Source organism: Bacillus niameyensis, from assembly GCF_001375535.1.
Lineage (GTDB): Bacteria > Bacillota > Bacilli > Bacillales > Bacillaceae_C > Lederbergia > Lederbergia niameyensis.
In genome coordinates, this window is record NZ_LN831197.1 from 1,041,812 (window position 1) to 1,058,563 (window position 16,752).

Genomic DNA, 16,752 nt, shown 5'->3' on the forward strand with positions numbered 1-16,752 from the left:
TCTATAACCACACCTCTATATAAATTCCTAGAATCGCACATACAAGCCCAACCGTCCAAAATGTTACTACGACACGCCATTCCGACCAGCCAGAAAGTTCATAATGGTGGTGTAAAGGACTCATTTTGAAAATCCTCTTACCAGTTGTTTTGAATGAAGCTACTTGTAATATAACTGACAAAGTTTCAATAACAAAAACAGCTCCAATTACTAGAAGAATTATTTCTACCTTTAATAAGATCGAGATAGCAGCTATCGCCCCTCCTAGTGCAAGTGACCCTGTATCACCCATAAATACTTTTGCCGGATGTGCATTAAATACTAAAAATCCTAGTACCGCTCCAACAACTGCAACAGCAAAAACAGCAATGTCAAATTGTGATTGACTCCAAGCGATAATGGCAAAAGCACCAAATGCGATGGCAGCTGTTCCTGAAAGCAATCCATCAAGTCCATCTGTCAAATTGACTGCATTAGAAAAGCCAACAAGCCAAAAAATAATAAACAACGCATAAATCCATCCTAAGTCGAAACTAAAGTTTGTCATTGGGATAGTAATAGCGGTAGAAAGATCATTCATTCTTAATATAATATAAAAGATAATGGCAATCACGATTTGGCCAACTAACTTTTGTCTCGATGTTAAACCCAAATTTCGTTTTAGCGCAATTTTTATAAAGTCATCAAGAAATCCAAGCAGGCCATATCCGATTGTAACTAATAAAAGTAAATATATTTCCCAGCCTGGACTTGAATATTTCCATATCATTACAATTACACTAATCATGATTGATAGGACGATTAAAATCCCCCCCATTGTAGGGGTTCCACTTTTCTTTTGATGTGATTTCGGACCTTCTTCCCGAATGCTTTGCCCAAATTTAAGCCTTCGTAAAAAAGGGATAAATATTGGAGAAAGCAACACGGTAATCAGGAAACTCATTATAACTGTAAATAAAACTACTTTTTCCATCATTACTCTCCGCTCTCCAATTCTTCTTGTTTCTTACTTATATACAATTTGTCTAACTCTAAATATTTACATTCTCGTTTTATAAATTGTTTCATGTTTTCATTCTCCAAATATATTCTTCTTTTTTCAAAAAATATTTATTTTGTCTTTATTGCTGCTAACGCTACTAGTCGATCATCGAAATCATATACTTTTTCCCCAATAATTTGATACGTTTCATGACCTTTACCAGCTATTAAAACGACATCTCCATGTTCTGATGCTTGGATTGCTTTATGAATCGCTTCTTTCCGATCGGCAATAATCTCATAGTTACTGCCGATTACGCCTTTTTCCATATCATCCAATATAGCTAGCGGATCTTCACTACGAGGATTATCTGAAGTGAAAATGGGATTTGATGCATATTGGCATGCAATTTTAGCCATTATTGGACGTTTTGATGGGTCTCTGTCTCCCCCACACCCCACTACGCAATAAATCCGTTTTTTTGCAAATTGTTTAATTGTTTTTAATACATTTTCCAAACTATCCGGCGTATGAGCATAGTCTACAATTACAGAGAAGTCTTGCCCACCGTCAACTAATTCAAATCGGCCTGGTACTCCAGTAGCCTTTTCAATGGATTGAATGATTGTATCAATTGGAAGATTCGATACATAAGCTGCTGCAATAGATGCAAGTGCATTATAAACGTTAAATCTCCCTGTCAATTTAAGAGTGATGTTTTTCGCACCATCTGGATACTGAAGAGTAAATGAAGCTCCATTATGTCCTAATTTAACATCGCTAGCTGTAAAATCTGCTTCAGAATCAATTCCATATGTGACGACATGTGCAGATGTTTCTGTAGCGAATAAATTAGAAGCCGGATCATCTGCATTAAGGACTGCAAATTTTAGTTGATTTTTTTTATAAACATTGCCTAGTTTTGAAAATAGAAGAGCTTTTGCACTCTTGTATTCTTCCATTGTGTGGTGAAAATCAAGATGATCTTGTGTTAAATTAGTAAACACCGCGACATCAAAATCACAACCATTCACCCTCCCCTGTACCAATGCATGCGAAGAAACCTCCATGACAGCTGTTTCCACATCGTTCTCCCTCATTTTGTGGAAGATTGACTGAAGTGCCAGACTATCAGGAGTCGTATTTTTCGTTTCGTGTACTTGATTGGCGATATTCACGGACAGAGTTCCAATTAATCCTGTTATATGCTCTGAGTCCTTAAAAATCGAATTAATTAAATAACTAGTTGTCGTTTTACCATTTGTGCCGGTAATCCCGATTAAATGGAGCTTTTGTGTCGGATGATCATAAAAAGCATCTGCTAAAATGGCCATTGCTTTTTTTGTATCTTTCACTTTAATGACAGGAACACCTAAATCTAAATCTTTCTCTGCAACAACAGCAACTGCACCGTTTTTAACCGCATCTTTTGCAAAATTATGTCCATCTACTTTATAACCTGATATACAAACAAACAAATTCCCTGGTGCTATATGTACATGATTATTCGCAATTCCAGTAATCTCTGGATTAGAATTAGGTAATTTTATTATAGGATAAGACTCAAACAGTGTATGCAATTTCACATTTATCAATCCTCTCTAAACAAAACGGTGTTCTTAAGCAACTATAACATTCTAATCTATTCTACATAATATTTGAAGATGAAGCTATGACGAATCAATAATTTTTTTGTTTAATTATTTGTTCATGAAAGGAGCGGCATTTATTTTCATGCCGCTCCGGAACTTATTTTAAATAAACCCTTACTGGGGAGCCTGCTTCGACCTTTACACCAGGTTCAGGACTTTGCTGTACGACAGTAGTTCCTTCTCCACTTGCCTTTAATTGTAAATTATACATTTGCTGCTGAATTTCTTTCACTGTCATTCCTTTTAAGTCTGGTACAGAAATCATTACTGGGTCGTTCCACTTTTTCTCTTTTTCAATTTGATTTTCTCTCGGTTTAACATCCAACGCGCGAAGAGAATCTTCTAAGATTTTTCCAACGATAGGTGCGGCAACTGTCCCCCCAAATTGTACGGTGCCTTTCGGATTATCGACTGCTGTATAGACAACAATTTCCGGGTCGTCTGCGGGCGCAAATCCGATAAATGAAACAACATGGTTATTTTCTAGATATTTTCCATCCTTTGCTTTTTGAGCAGTACCTGTCTTCCCACCAACACGGTACGATTCGATAAATGCATTTCCACCTGTTCCTTGGGCAACAACACTCTCAAGCGCATGACGGAGTTCCTTAGATGTAGATTCCGAAATGACCTTTCTTTTCTCAACAGGAGTTTTTCTCATAACGACTTCTCCAGTGCTTGGGTCAATTAACTCTTTAACAATATAAGGTTGATAAAGGGTACCCCCATTAACCGCTGCCGCTACTGCAGCAACTTGTTGTATTGGTGTAACAGATACTCCCTGTCCAAAAGCTGTTGTAGCAAGTTCTACAGGTCCGACTTGATCCACTTTAAATAAAATCCCAGTCCCCTCACCTGCTAAATCGATACCTGTTTTTTGTCCAAATCCAAAATTACGGATATATTGGAACAACTTTTCCTTACCTAACCTTTGGCCGAGTTCTACAAATCCTGGGTTACAAGAATTCTCAACAACTTCTAAAAAAGATTGGCTACCATGTCCACCTTTTTTCCAGCATCTTAAAGTGGCGCCGCCAACTTTTACGAATCCTGGGTCATGAAAATGATCTTCCTCTAAATCAACCTTGCCTTCCTCCAGAGCTGCAGCAAGTGTAATGATTTTAAATGTAGACCCTGGTTCGTATGTGCTCCAGATCGGAAGATTCCGGTTATAGATTTCTTGTGGAACCTCCCGGAAATCAGCAGGATCAAAAGATGGACGACTAGCCATACCTAAAATTTCTCCGTTCTTTGGATTCATGGCAACCGAAATAATTCCATCTGGATTATATAAAGCTTCAGCATTGTCCAATTCTCGTTCAATAATCGATTGAATTTTTGTATCAATCGTTAGCTTTAAGTCATATCCATCAACAGGTGGGTCAAATTCATCTGACATATCAGGAAGTCTTCTTCCTTTTGCATCTGAAAAAAATTGAACAGAACCTTTTTCACCACTGAGTTCTTCATCATAGTATAATTCCAATCCCATTAGTCCCTGGTTATCGATTCCTGTAAAACCTAATACATGTGAAAGGTAACTCCCGAAAGGATAATGTCGTTTAGAATCCTCAGCAATATAGACTCCCTTTAAACCTAGTGCTTGTATTTCTCTTGCTTTGTCAAATGAAATTTTTCTTCCTTCAGGAATTCTTTCTATAGAAGATTTTTTTACTAATCGTTGATATATATTTTCTTTTGATGCATTAAGTGTTGCTGCTAGTTTTTCAGATGTCGATGCGGGATCCTCGATTTGCCTTGGAATCACGTAAACAGTAGGCGCACTTTTGTTTTCCGCGATCGAAACCCCATTCCTGTCGACAATTTTCCCACGTTCTGGTTCGAATGGAATATTTCGGCTCCACGAATCTCTTGCAAGATCTGTTAATTCTTTCCCCATACCAAATTGAACATACCCTAATCTAATATCAATAATAAAAAATATTAGCAGGCCTGCCAACAACATAAATGACAGTCTTTTTCTAACTGTTACTGCCGATACTCGTTTCAAAAAAAGGACCTCCTCTTTCTAGGGCTCGTTCAAACTATATGCGAGATCCTGATTCGATAGAACGATAGGAAGAGGAAAGAAAAGAGCGGTGATATATGAATATCAAGCCGCTCGACAATAACTATATCATTATAAAACCGCATATTCCGTACGTGAAATACAAATGGCAATATGAAGTTGGGGAGAACTCATAGCACAACTGCTAAGAGGTCTCCCACATGGCAGCCTTTTTTCAATCTACTGGCTCATCATTCTCTTTGGATTGTTTAAGTTTATTCAAACTTTCTTTTGGAGTCTCAAAATTAACGGTAAGTTGTTCCCCAGCTTGGATAATTGTTTTTGGTTTAAGGCTTTGTTTATACACATAACCTTGACCAACAATATCAACCTTAATACCAGCTAATTCAGCGTAATTCAACACTTCCCGTTTTGACCAACCTGTTAAGTCAGGTAAAGTGATTTTCCCTTCTGTCCGCAAAAACACTTTTTCACCCTCGATTATTTGCGATTCAGATGCAGGTAGCTGTGCTGCCACATTACCTCCTGTCCCTATCAATACAGGAACCATTTTTTTCTCCTTTAAATCTTTCAGAGCCACTTCGCTATTCGTTGTTTTATAATCTGAAAGATTAATGGTTTTTGCTTCAGGGATTTTCTCAGGTTCTATATTTAAGTATTGTAAGCTACTTTTCATGACTGTGTTAAAGATCATCGATACAGGAACACTTCCGTTCTCGTTATCCTCTACATTCAGCTTCGGTTGTTGAACCATTACATACATAATTAATTGTGGATCTTCCGCTGGAGCAAGTCCGAGAAACGAAAAAATATAATTGTTATGCCCTTCTAAATAACCGCCTTTTGGATCAGAGATTTGTGCCGTACCCGTCTTTCCCGCTACTTGATAGCCATCAATCTTATACCGTTCGCCAGTTCCATGTTCACCCGTGATAACTGTTTCAAGGATATCAATGACTTCTCTCGCTGTTTCTTTACTAATTGGTTTACCTGCCACTTCTGGCTTCGTTTCTTTGACAGTTCCATCATTTGGATTCACTATTTTATCAACGACATACGGTTTCATCATAACTCCATCATTCGCAATAGCCGTCATTGCCTGAACCATTTGCATAGCTGTTACCGTCGTTCCTTGACCGTAAACACTTGTTACTTTTTCGATTGGGTAATTATACAAAATTTTTCCTGGGACTTCATTTGGTAGAGCAATGTTTGTTTTCATCCCAAACTTGAACTTATCCATATACTCACGCCATGTTTCTGTTCCCATTTTTTCTAGTAAATAGGCAAACCCAACATTAGAAGATCGTTGAACTCCTTCTAAATAAGTAATTGGTCCCCAACCAACACCATTATTATGATCATTGATCGGTGGGCTTTTACTGTCCACACGATATTGTCCCGAAGGAAATTTATCATTAGGGTTAAATACACCTTTATCGACTGCAGCAGCCAATGAAAATATTTTCATCGTGGATCCTGGCTCAAACGTTGTTTCGATAATCTCATTATGCCACGATTGCTCAATGCCTTCTCTCGTATCTGGATGGAAAGTGGGGCGCTGTCCCATCGCAAGAATTCTTCCTGTTTTCGGGTCTGCTACAATCGCCATAATATTTTCCGGCTTATACTGTTCATCGACCTTTGTCATCGCATCTTCAAGAAAGGTTTGAATCTTTTTATCTAGAGTTAAATAAATATCTTGGCCATTTTCCGGCTCTTTTACATGTTTTTCCGAGTTCGGCAAAATATAATTCCATATATCGCCCTCATACTGTATGGAGCCATCTTTTCCAGTTAATAAATCATTATAACTCTGTTCCAAACCCATCTTTCCCTCAATAACGGGTTGTTTATTTTTTTCATCTGGGTCCGGCTTTTGAGCGTAACCTATTAAATGCGAAGCGAAAATACCGTTAGGATAAAAGCGTTTTGTATCTTTAATAAAGGTAATTCCAGGTAATTTAAGGTCCTCAATTTTTTGTTTAACGTTATAAGGTAAGTCTTTACCCGCCGCTCCAAATTCAACTTGTTTACGATCTTTCGTTAATCGTTCGTAAATATCAGCTTCACTCATATCAATAAGCTCAGCAAGTTGCGTCGCCGTCTCTTTAGGATCGACTACATGTCGCGGTTTATCTTTATCGTTTGTTAATTTTTCATCCAACACTGCAACTAACGTATATGAATCAGTATCTTCGGCAATCACTTGACCATTTTGATCATAAATATGACCCCGATGTGCCTTTAATACCCCTTCATGCAAATATAACTCTGCTGCTTTTGCAGCTAACTCCTTACCCTCAGCTTCACCAGTATATTGAATGGTTATAAATCTAATCATCAAAACAAAAAAGAGCAGACTAAATAAAATAAAAAAGATCGCTGCTCCTATATTTCTATTCTTTTTATTCGTAATCATTTTTTCTCAACAACCCTGACATTATCTTCATCTAAATTTAAGCCTAGATCTTTTGCCTTTTCCCCAATTCTTTCATATTTACTCATATCGCTTATTTGCATTTCTAAATTACCATTAAATATCTGCTGTTCTTGAATCTCTTTTTTAACATCCTCAATACCTTTATTCACTTCATAAATCTTTGATTGAGCAGAGATAATTTGAACGGCCATTATCCCAATAAAAGCAATAAGCAGTAGAGCAAGAATTTTTTCGCCAGGAGTAATTCTGGCATGACGCTTTACTTTGATAACTTCTGTTTCAGGCTTTTGAATCGTTTGAAAATGGGGCTGATGCTTACGTGCTAAATTACTCAAATAAATCTCCCTCCGTCCAATTCTATTTTATAGTTTCTCTGCAATTCTTAATTTCGCTGATCTCGCACGATTATTATTAGCTAATTCTTCATCTGATGGTATAACGGGTTTTCTTGTAACCAATTTCAATATTGGTTCGTAACCTTGAGGTATAACAGGCATTCCTGGGGGTAATTCAGGCCCTTCACTAGCTGATTTAAAAACACTTTTACAAATACGATCCTCAAGTGAATGGAAGGTAATGACACAGATCCTTCCACCTGGGTTAAGTAAATCAATCGCCTGGTTTAACGATGATTCAAAGACATGAAGTTCATCATTTACAGCGATTCGAATTGCTTGGAAAATGCGTTTTGCAGGATGTCCACCTTTTCTTCTTGCAGGGGCAGGAATTCCATCTTTAATTAGTTCAACTAACTGTCCAGTTGTTTCAATAGGGGCTTTTTCTCTTGCAGCCTCTATTTTCCGCGCAATTTGTTTTGAAAATTTCTCTTCTCCATATTTGAAAAATATCTTTACTAATTCTTCATACGGCCAATGATTGACTACATCATAAGCCGATACATCTCCAGTAAGATCCATTCTCATATCAAGAGGGGCATCATGATGATAACTAAATCCTCTCTCGGGAGTATCAAGTTGCGGCGAGGAAACACCCAAATCATAAAGAACACCATCAACTTTGGATATGCCTATTTTCTCCAATTCTTCACTAAGATTTCGAAAATTACTTTGTATAATCGTTAACTTCTCTAGATGATTTGATAAACGAATCTTTACACTTGCAATTGCTGTTTCATCCTGATCAAAGGCGATTAAACGCCCCTTATCGGACAATTGTGAGAGTATTTTCTCCGTGTGGCCTCCACCACCTAGAGTACAGTCTACGTAAAGACCATCTGGATCAATGTTCAATCCTTCAAAAGCTTCGTTTAACATTACTGTTGTGTGATTAAACATGGGATTACTTCACCTTTCCCGCGTTATGACTTTCTTTATTAGATAGTGCTTGGTCTAGCTCCAGCGCCCAGCGACTAGCATATTTTCAGCTTCTTCCTACGATAAGTCAACATCGGCTCGTCAGAAGCTTAAAAAGCTTGTACGTCGCTAAACGGGCGCTTGCGCTTTTCTTATCTATATATCAAAATCGATCATGTTCTCCGCAATGTCAGAAAATGATTCTTCTGATTCTGCAAAGTATTCTTCCCATAATTCCTTATTCCAAATCTCAATTCTGTTCGATACGCCTAAAATGACACATTCCTTTACTAGCTTGGAATATCCGAGCAGTGAAGAAGGCAAATTAACTCTGCCTTGTTTATCCAATTCACATTCAACCGCTCCTGAGAAAAAAAACCTTGTAAAAGCACGAGCATCCTTCTTTGTCATGGGCAATAATTTCAACTTTTCTTCTAATTGACGCCATTCATTAAGAGGGTAACCAAATAAACATTGATCAAGACCTCTAGTAATGACAAATGTCTCTCCTAGACCATCGCGAAACTTAGCCGGGATGATCAAACGACCTTTTGCATCAATGTTATGTTGATATTCTCCCATGAACATGATACATGCCCCCACTTTCTATATTTAATTTACCACATTCCCCCACCTTCTACCACCACTTTTTACATCTCGATTAAAAAAATCTTGAAAATGCCATGTAAACAAAAAATCCCTTCCTAATTAAGGAAGGGATTTTGGTTATATTTTAATAATTTTATGCTTGCCATCAAAGACAAACTGCAAACTCATAAGCCTTCGAATGAAATCTTCTCCACTAATATTTAAATAATAATAAATGTTCCATACTCTTTCTTGAGGACTTCCATTCGGTCTAAGTGATCTTTCAATTCGATTATATTTCTCTAATTCACTTTGATGTTTTTGTTCTAACGCCCAATTTGCCTTTTGCTTTAGAAATTCAATTTGCTTTATGTGGAAGTCCAAATTTTTTTGAGCAAGTGGCAATAATCCGCGATCTGAAGCTTCCAGTCGTTTTAAAATAGCTTGATATTTCTCATCCAATGTAGCGGAAATTTCATCAAGCTGACTTCCCAGCAGCTCATCTGCATTCGCCTTTAAATATTTTTCCCTTTTTCCCGCTACTCCACCTTTAAGAATTTCATCGAGGGAAAGGTTTAGTTCATTAATGTCCCTTTCAACCGCAGATTCTAAGAAGGTCATATTCATTCTTGGAATAAGAGGAGGCATCTCCATCTTCAATAATTCGAACGCCTGCTTCAATTCGCCCCAATATGCAATTTCTCCAGGACCTGCAATGAATGCAAGCGTCGGAAACAGCCATTCTTGCATAAGGGGCCTCGTTACTACATTATTACTTAATCGTTCTGGTTCACTTTGCAATACTTGCAATAAGTCTTCTTTTCGAATTTGAAAATGGCCTTTCCCAGATTCAAATATACCTTCTTCCGAATTATAATTAAGCAGAATACGCTCATTGTCCTTATAGTAAAATAAATTGGCTGCGCCGTTATTGATTTCAATCATATTGTTAAAGCCAAATCCGCTAATTATGTCTTGTTGGGCAAAGACGGATTTAGTAATAGGAGCAGCCTGCTCAATTAGCTTATAAAAAAAAGGTTCTTCTAACGTTCTTAAATTAGGATCAGCTGAATCAATAATTAAGACTCCATACTCTTTAAACAAGGACATAATCAAATAAGAGAAAAACTCTGTAACTGTTTGACATGCTGCAACAGCAGTATGTAAGGTGTCCAACATTTCCTTCGTATAGCTCCGTTCACCAAAATGAAGAAATACTGTATCAATCCATTGGCTCATGACTTCTTTATCATAATGAATATCAGATGCCATATGCTTTAAGTTAGGATTTCTTGGAAAATTAATTTTCTCCATTTCCTTACCAACTTCTACATAAACATGATTAATCTCTAAAAAATCATGATCTTCACCAGCAATCCAAAATACTGGAACGACTGGAATTCCTAATTGTTCCTCTTGTTGCTCAGCAAGCTTAATTATAGAAATAATTTTATGTATTGTATATAAAGGTCCTGTTAATAACCCCGCTTGTTGACCACCAATCACAACAGTAGAATTTTCACAACGTAACTTTTGTAAAGATCTTTTTGTTTGTTCCGAAGAAGGAAATGGCTTCATGTATGCCTCTATACATTTAGCAAGTCCTTCTCGATCAAAATTCCTTTTCAAAAGATCCGAAACCCTTTTTTCAAAAACAGTGTTCTCCGTTATATCATAATGAAAAAAACCTTTTACAGGTTCTTTTTGTGCTATATAAAGAGAAGCAAAGTCGTTCGTTGCAGGAATGACAATGCTTTCAATATCCATAGATTAACTTCCTTTCCGTGCATTTCTTAAATAATCAGATAAAGTATAGCAAATTCGCCAGTGAAATGATATTTTCTTGCCTATAACAATCCTTCACGTTATCTTCACTGCTTCAAGGATGCTTTTACATAGACCGTAAATAAATAAACAAATATAACAAACCGAGAACAGCAAAAAGGTCAATCTCCAATATCCAACGAGGACATTAGGGTAAATAATTTCCCCTCGCTTTTTCCAATAAGTTAGCACAAATAGAATTCCAACTGAAAGCATGATTAAGAGAATGAGCCCAATCAATGATTTAGACCAGATCGCTAAAATAAGATAATGTACAGAAAAAATTAAAATAAAAGTAGTTAAATTGATTGCATATCCTCTTGCTTTACGTTGGTTTCCGCTAGTTTTCTTTACAACAAGGAAAATCAGAATATAAAAAAGAGCGGGAGCAATAATAAAAACGGCTGCTAAAGAGGAGAAAAAGTTAGCCATCACTTTTTATGCCCCTTTCCTGTTCCAATCCTTTAATCATTGTATAAAGAATTTTAGCTAACGGCAATATTCTGCCCTGCTCCTCGCCTAGATTAAGGACATACCCTAAAATCGAATCAATTTCGGTTTTTCCTCCACCATTTATATCTTTATACATGGATGACCAATTTTCTTTAGTATTCGTACAAATCGCCTCGACTTTTCTAAAAGACTCTCTTTCATCAACATTAGGTAAAACAGAGATTATTTCTTTATGAAGTTTTTGAAATAAAGCAAAAAAATATGTATTTTTAATTAATTCTCCGTTTTTCACGCTCAATACTGCAGTTAAAGGGTTAATTACAGCGTTAGCTATTAGCTTTGCTTGTAACATCTCATCTACCTGATCAACAAATTGAATTGGAAAAAACGTGTGATCGACAATCGGAAATAAATCAATCACTTCCTGTCTTCCTCGATAGAGTGCTATATTTGTAACACCTATACCCGTGTGGTTAACTTCATTTGCGGTCTCTCGTTTAGCTCCATGTTCGACAGTTCCGACAAAGATCGTTTCATGAGGCAGCTTTTCAAAAAAATCTAAATGACCCATTCCGTTCTGAATGAAGAGGAGTGGACATTGCTTTGGAGTATTTAACAGAATAGGGAGAATAGAATCTAGATCATATTGTTTGACTGCTACGATGACCATATTTTGCTCAGATATTTGCTCGTCATGTGATCTTGCTGCAACATTACAGATTTCCCTATTATTCTGCCTTGTTAAGATGATTCCCTTCGAATTTAATACATCAGACTGCTCTTTCGTACGCGAGAAAATCGTTACAGTATATTTAGAGCTATAATACGCTCCAAACAAAAGACCGACTGCTCCACCACCGATAATTCCAATTTTCACGTCATCACCCATATCAAAAATAGTAAAATATATTTTTATTGTAACAAAATTATTTCACGCCAGGTATCTTTTTGCGAACAAACTAGGATAAAAGAATTCTTTCTCTCGTATGGATTTTCTTTATATATATAGCAACTTATCCTACAGGAAGGAAGTCACAATGGGGGGGGGGAAATTGGATTAGTGACTCAGTCAGTGTCATCTATATAAGAGTTAAAAAGGACCTTGCAGAAAATCCTCTTGTTTGATATCCTTCTGGAATGAACGAGCAAAAAATCGAAAAAAGAAAATATGAAACTATTTCGATTTATAATCGTACAATAAAGTGTAACTTATTCTTAGGAGGGAATCGTTTGAAAAGAACTGGAGAAATCACATTAGGTATTATCGGTATTATTTTAAGTGCATTAGGATTTTTATTTGGATTGTTCTTTTTAGTACTTTTTAAATCAGAGGAATTTAAAAGTGAGATGATGCTGGAAATCGCTAATGACCCCACTCTTTCGTATGAAGAGGTGGACGCGGTTATCACCTTTTTCTCTGGGTTAGGGGGAGCTATCATCGTCGCAGCTATTCTAGGTGTTATCGCTGGTATAATTGGTGTTATTTTCGTCAAAGGAAATAAAAAACCAAAAGCTGCTGGATGGTTGTTCATCATTGGAGCTATTTTAGTAGGACTCATTTCAATGGGAAGTGGATTCCTTGCGGCACTACTCTTTTTAATCGCTGGTATTATGTGTTTTGTAAGAAAGGCACCTGTAGAACCAAGCGATATACAAACAAACTTTTAATCGCATTCCATGAAAAGGAGCCATATAAGTAATTTATGGCTCCTTTTCCCTTGATATTTATTCAGTTAATTCAATAGCCATTTTACGTGCTTTATCTAGAAGCGACATCAATGAATGATAATCCTCCCTCAATTGCTGATATTCCTTCGACACTGTTTCCAATCGTTTTTCCACTTCCAATTTTTCCTGTTGTAAAATTTCCGTTTCCGATTTCAATTTACTATTTTCATTCTTATACTGATCCACTAATTTTAGTTCACTTTCGATCTTTTCGAAAATATTAGTTACTTCTGGAAGAATGGAAGAATCTGCATTTTGCTCAACTTTCACATTATCTTCATTATTTTGTTCACTCGAAGCTGTAGTACTTTGCTTCTTACTTTCCTTTCTTTGCTTTTTCGCAAAATCGATTCCCTTTTTATATTGTTTTCTAATATTAGAATTCCAACGAAATCCACATGCGGCAGAAGTCCTTTTCAGCTTTATCCCCGCCTCTTCAAAGGCTTTAAGCTGGGTGCTTCCCTCCCGAATATGGGCAAGGACTAATTCAGCAAGTATAAAATCTTCATCTGGAGTCCAGGCATCCTGTCGTGAAGTTGTCATTTTGATCACCCCTACTTTTTTGTAAGTATATGCCTGGAAACCGAAAGATAGAATATAGTTTAGATATAAGCAAAATAAAAAAAACGTGAAGAGATGTTACCTCTTCACGTTTTTTTATTTTGCTACTTCTTTCCCTTTATATGTTCCACACTCTTTGCAAACACGGTGTGCAAGTTTCATTTCTCCGCAGTTTGGACATGCAACCATACCTGGGACTTGTAATTTAAAATGAGTGCGGCGTTTTCTTTTAACTGTTTTTGAAGTTCTTCTAGCTGGTACTGCCATCATTCACACCTCCTTAAAATAGTCACTATTAATGTCAATGATCCTTGTCTTTCAGAACATCTTTCAGCCCCGCTAGACGGGGATCAATCGGTTTTTCTGCATTTTGCTTTTCAAGCTGATATTGCTCTTCAGTCATGACTGTCCAATCTTTACCTGTTTGTACATCCTCTTTTAATGCTTCATCGGAAAAAACCTGGAGTGGAACTTCAACTATCAATAGTTCTTCAATAACAGGATTTAAATCCACCACACCTCTTATTGGCTCGTGGATATCTTCCTCATCATCATCCAGTTTACGGTCATCTGGCATTAATAAAAACACTTCAGATGAATGGATATCAATTGGATATTCTGTATCTACAAGAGTCCGGGCACACGGCAAAGTCAATGTACCTGTTAAGTGAAGATGAAATTCAACCTTTTCACGGTTTACGTCCATCGTACCAGTGACTTGTATAGGTGTAACTGCTCTAATTTCTGGATCTCTTTTCAATAGATTTTCTGAGACATCAACAGTCTGATCAATATTCACATTTTGATTGCGAAATTTTTGTAATTGAGCAACTGTCCATTTCATTGTCATCACCTCTTGGCAACAAAAGTAATTATAGCTTTCAGTAAAGTGTTTGTCAATATATGTTCTTTACACTACAACAAATAATGTAGAAAACTTATCCACATTTTCATATTACCCTATTATCTTCCTTTTAACTAAGGAAATGAATTCTTTATGTTTACATAATATTTTTATTGTTAATAATAACACGAGACATTGTTTGAGTTTTGTTTTTCAAATGAATAAGTTATGATAAGGTACAATTATTCTTATTCTAGGTGGAGGTAAAACAATGGATAGTGTTGGAATCGTTGCCGAATATAACCCCTTCCATAACGGGCATCAATATCAGTTACAAATGGCAAAAAAAATCACCGACTCCGATATTGTGATCGCCATCATGAGTGGTAACTTTCTGCAGAGAGGCGAACCCGCTCTCGTTTCCAAATGGGCGCGCACTAAAATGGCTTTACAATTAGGGGTTGATCTAGTTATTGAACTCCCCTACGCTTTTACTATTCAAAAAGCGGAAATATTCGCTTTCGGGGCAGTATTTATATTAAATGCAATGAAGTGCAAGAAAATTTGCTTCGGAAGTGAGTCTGGGGATATTACAACTTTTTACCAAACTTATGATTTTATAGAAAATCATAAAGACGATTATGAGGATTTTATACGGAGCTTTATTAAAACAGGGATGAGTTATCCGAAGGCACTTTCAGAGGCATTTAAAAAGCTTAATCCAAAACACGACACTATTGACCTATCAAAACCAAATAATATTCTCGGATTTTATTACATATCAGCAGCTTCTGTCATAAATCCTTCTATCAAACTTTATACTGTCAAAAGAAAAAACGCTAATTATCATGATACCTTCTTCAATCAGTCAAATATTGCTAGTGCAACTTCGATTCGAATGGCTATTCAACAAAATAAATCATTGGAAGCCATCAATGCTTTTATTCCTTCGCAAACATTTCAAGAATTACACAATTATAAAAAGGAATTTAGTCAATATCATACTTGGGAACATTACTGGCCATTCTTACAATATAAATTATTATCGATGAACGATAAGGAATTGGAAGCTATTTACGAAGTAGAGGAAGGACTAGAGAACCGTTTATTAAAAGCTGCCCGCACATCGGAAAATTTCACTACTTTTATGCAACAAATTAAAACAAAACGGTATACTTGGACAAGGTTACAACGGGTTTGTGTCCACATTTTAAATAACACTCAAAAACAGACTATACAAATGATCAGGCAAACCCCCGAATACATAAGATTACTTGGAATGACTAATAATGGAAGAGAATATTTGAGGAAAATAAAAAAGGACTTACCTATTACACTTATTTCCAAAATTTCAAGTCAAGATAATGACATGCTATCACTTGATATTAAAGCTACTGATATATATGCGCATGCATTAAAAGAGCCTTTTCGTTCAAAATTGCGCGCACTAGAATTTGAGCAACCACCTATTATTTACCCGTAAATTCTCTGGGGATGTATATCCCCGATTTTTTATTTTTCTTTATAAAAACTAGATATAGCTTTTTTAATATCAGGAATCATTTTTACCGTCTCCTCCTCTCCTCTCGAAATAATTTCTTCAATATTTTTAAATGCTCTCGCACTATATTCTTCTACTTGAGGCCGAATCATAATATCTGTATCGATTTCTCTTGCAACCCCTACCTCCGTTTGTAATATGTCAATGCTCTGCATGATAACATCATAGACTGTTGAGATTTCTGCTTTCTTATTTACTCTTGCAACATCAGACCCAATCACTATATCCGCCCCCATTTTACGAACGGAGACAACCGGTACCTTATCTACAACACCTCCATCGACTAAAAGCCGACCATCAATTTTCTCAGGTGTAAATATCCCTGGAATCGCTATACTAGCCCTCACAATTTCTGCAATATTACCAGTCATAAATTCAACTTTTTCCCCTGTTTGTAAGTCAGTAGCAACAACACAAATTGGCATTTTAAGCTGTTCGAGGTTTTTGTTATGCGTAAAGAGCTGAATTAAGTGTTTGACCCTTTTTCCTTCAATAAATCCCATCTTAGGAATAGTAAAATCAAAATAGAAATTTCTACGAAAGGAGGTCGATAATTTAATTAACTGATGAAGATCATGACCAAATGCATATAAACAGCCAACTAATGCTCCCATACTACTTCCAGCAATCATACTCACAGGAATATGATGGTCTTCTAACGCTTTTAAAACACCTAAATGGGCAAATCCCCTTGCACCACCCGAACCTAAGGCTAAACCAATTTTAGGCACCATTTTTGACCGCCTCCTGCAACATCTTATGGTCTAATTAGCA

The 16,752-nt window shown here is 36.5% G+C and carries 16 protein-coding genes; 2 read left to right on the plus strand and 14 right to left on the minus strand.

What is annotated here, in order from left to right; translation table 11 throughout:
• Position 1 precedes the first annotated feature (1 nt).
• The 10 genes from mraY to BN1243_RS05165 all read right to left on the minus strand — a co-directional run bounded on the left by mraY (position 2) and on the right by BN1243_RS05165 (position 12,173).
• Positions 2-976, minus strand: coding sequence for a phospho-N-acetylmuramoyl-pentapeptide-transferase (mraY, locus tag BN1243_RS05120; RefSeq protein WP_062105162.1), 975 nt, complete (start codon positions 974-976; stop codon positions 2-4).
• A 134-nt stretch (positions 977-1,110) separates the two neighbouring features.
• Positions 1,111-2,568: a UDP-N-acetylmuramoyl-L-alanyl-D-glutamate--2,6-diaminopimelate ligase gene (locus BN1243_RS05125; protein WP_062105163.1), complete on the minus strand. Its 1,458-nt coding sequence runs from the start codon at positions 2,566-2,568 to the stop codon at positions 1,111-1,113.
• A 163-nt stretch (positions 2,569-2,731) separates the two neighbouring features.
• Positions 2,732-4,600, minus strand: coding sequence for a stage V sporulation protein D (locus tag BN1243_RS05130; protein ID WP_062110422.1), 1,869 nt, complete (start codon positions 4,598-4,600; stop codon positions 2,732-2,734).
• Between the two features lie 277 nt (positions 4,601-4,877).
• Positions 4,878-7,085 (minus strand): penicillin-binding transpeptidase domain-containing protein, encoded by a 2,208-nt coding sequence (locus BN1243_RS05135; RefSeq protein WP_062105164.1) that lies wholly within the window; start codon positions 7,083-7,085, stop codon positions 4,878-4,880.
• Complete coding sequence (gene ftsL / locus BN1243_RS05140; RefSeq protein WP_062105165.1) at positions 7,082-7,441, minus strand: cell division protein FtsL; 360 nt, start codon at positions 7,439-7,441, stop codon at positions 7,082-7,084. Before ftsL ends, BN1243_RS05135 begins: the two co-directional genes overlap by 4 nt.
• 27 nt (positions 7,442-7,468) lie before the next feature.
• Positions 7,469-8,401 (minus strand): 16S rRNA (cytosine(1402)-N(4))-methyltransferase RsmH, encoded by a 933-nt coding sequence (gene rsmH / locus BN1243_RS05145; protein WP_062105166.1) that lies wholly within the window; start codon positions 8,399-8,401, stop codon positions 7,469-7,471.
• A gap of 174 nt (positions 8,402-8,575) precedes the next feature.
• Positions 8,576-9,007, minus strand: coding sequence for a division/cell wall cluster transcriptional repressor MraZ (mraZ, locus tag BN1243_RS05150; protein WP_062105167.1), 432 nt, complete (start codon positions 9,005-9,007; stop codon positions 8,576-8,578).
• Between the two features lie 138 nt (positions 9,008-9,145).
• Positions 9,146-10,774: a bacillithiol biosynthesis cysteine-adding enzyme BshC gene (bshC, locus tag BN1243_RS05155; RefSeq protein WP_062105168.1), complete on the minus strand. Its 1,629-nt coding sequence runs from the start codon at positions 10,772-10,774 to the stop codon at positions 9,146-9,148.
• 93 nt (positions 10,775-10,867) lie between these two features.
• Positions 10,868-11,263 carry a DUF3397 domain-containing protein gene (locus BN1243_RS05160; protein ID WP_062105169.1) on the minus strand — a complete coding sequence of 132 codons (396 nt, stop codon included), beginning with the start codon at positions 11,261-11,263 and terminating at the stop codon, positions 10,868-10,870.
• Positions 11,256-12,173, minus strand: coding sequence for a 2-dehydropantoate 2-reductase (locus tag BN1243_RS05165; RefSeq protein ID WP_084781817.1), 918 nt, complete (start codon positions 12,171-12,173; stop codon positions 11,256-11,258). The genes BN1243_RS05160 and BN1243_RS05165 overlap by 8 nt, the downstream gene beginning before the upstream one ends.
• Positions 12,174-12,514: 341 nt before the next feature.
• On the opposite strand from BN1243_RS05165, the gene BN1243_RS05170 reads away from it, so the two are divergent.
• Entirely contained in the window at positions 12,515-12,952 is a 438-nt protein-coding gene (locus BN1243_RS05170; protein ID WP_062105171.1) for a DUF4064 domain-containing protein, read from the plus strand.
• 57 nt (positions 12,953-13,009) lie between these two features.
• Here the strand turns inward: BN1243_RS05170 and BN1243_RS05175 are convergent, their stop codons facing one another.
• From BN1243_RS05175 to BN1243_RS05185, 3 genes are all read right to left on the minus strand, one after another.
• Positions 13,010-13,555 (minus strand): RsfA family transcriptional regulator, encoded by a 546-nt coding sequence (locus BN1243_RS05175; RefSeq protein WP_062105172.1) that lies wholly within the window; start codon positions 13,553-13,555, stop codon positions 13,010-13,012.
• 114 nt (positions 13,556-13,669) lie between these two features.
• The gene (gene rpmF, locus BN1243_RS05180) at positions 13,670-13,840 is read right to left on the minus strand and encodes a 50S ribosomal protein L32 (protein ID WP_062105173.1); all 171 of its coding nucleotides are present in this window, start codon (positions 13,838-13,840) and stop codon (positions 13,670-13,672) included.
• A 34-nt stretch (positions 13,841-13,874) separates the two neighbouring features.
• On the minus strand, positions 13,875-14,417 hold the full coding sequence (locus BN1243_RS05185; RefSeq protein ID WP_062105174.1) for a YceD family protein: 543 nt from the start codon (positions 14,415-14,417) through the stop codon (positions 13,875-13,877).
• A 271-nt stretch (positions 14,418-14,688) separates the two neighbouring features.
• Here BN1243_RS05185 and BN1243_RS05190 point away from each other — a divergent pair, with 271 nt between their 5' ends.
• Positions 14,689-15,900, plus strand: coding sequence for a nucleotidyltransferase (locus BN1243_RS05190; protein ID WP_062105175.1), 1,212 nt, complete (start codon positions 14,689-14,691; stop codon positions 15,898-15,900).
• Positions 15,901-15,929: 29 nt separating this feature from the next.
• On the opposite strand, the gene BN1243_RS05195 is transcribed toward BN1243_RS05190, so the two are convergent.
• Positions 15,930-16,712, minus strand: a complete 783-nt coding sequence (locus BN1243_RS05195) for a patatin-like phospholipase family protein (RefSeq protein ID WP_062105176.1) — start codon at positions 16,710-16,712, stop codon at positions 15,930-15,932.
• Positions 16,713-16,752: the final 40 nt, after the last annotated feature.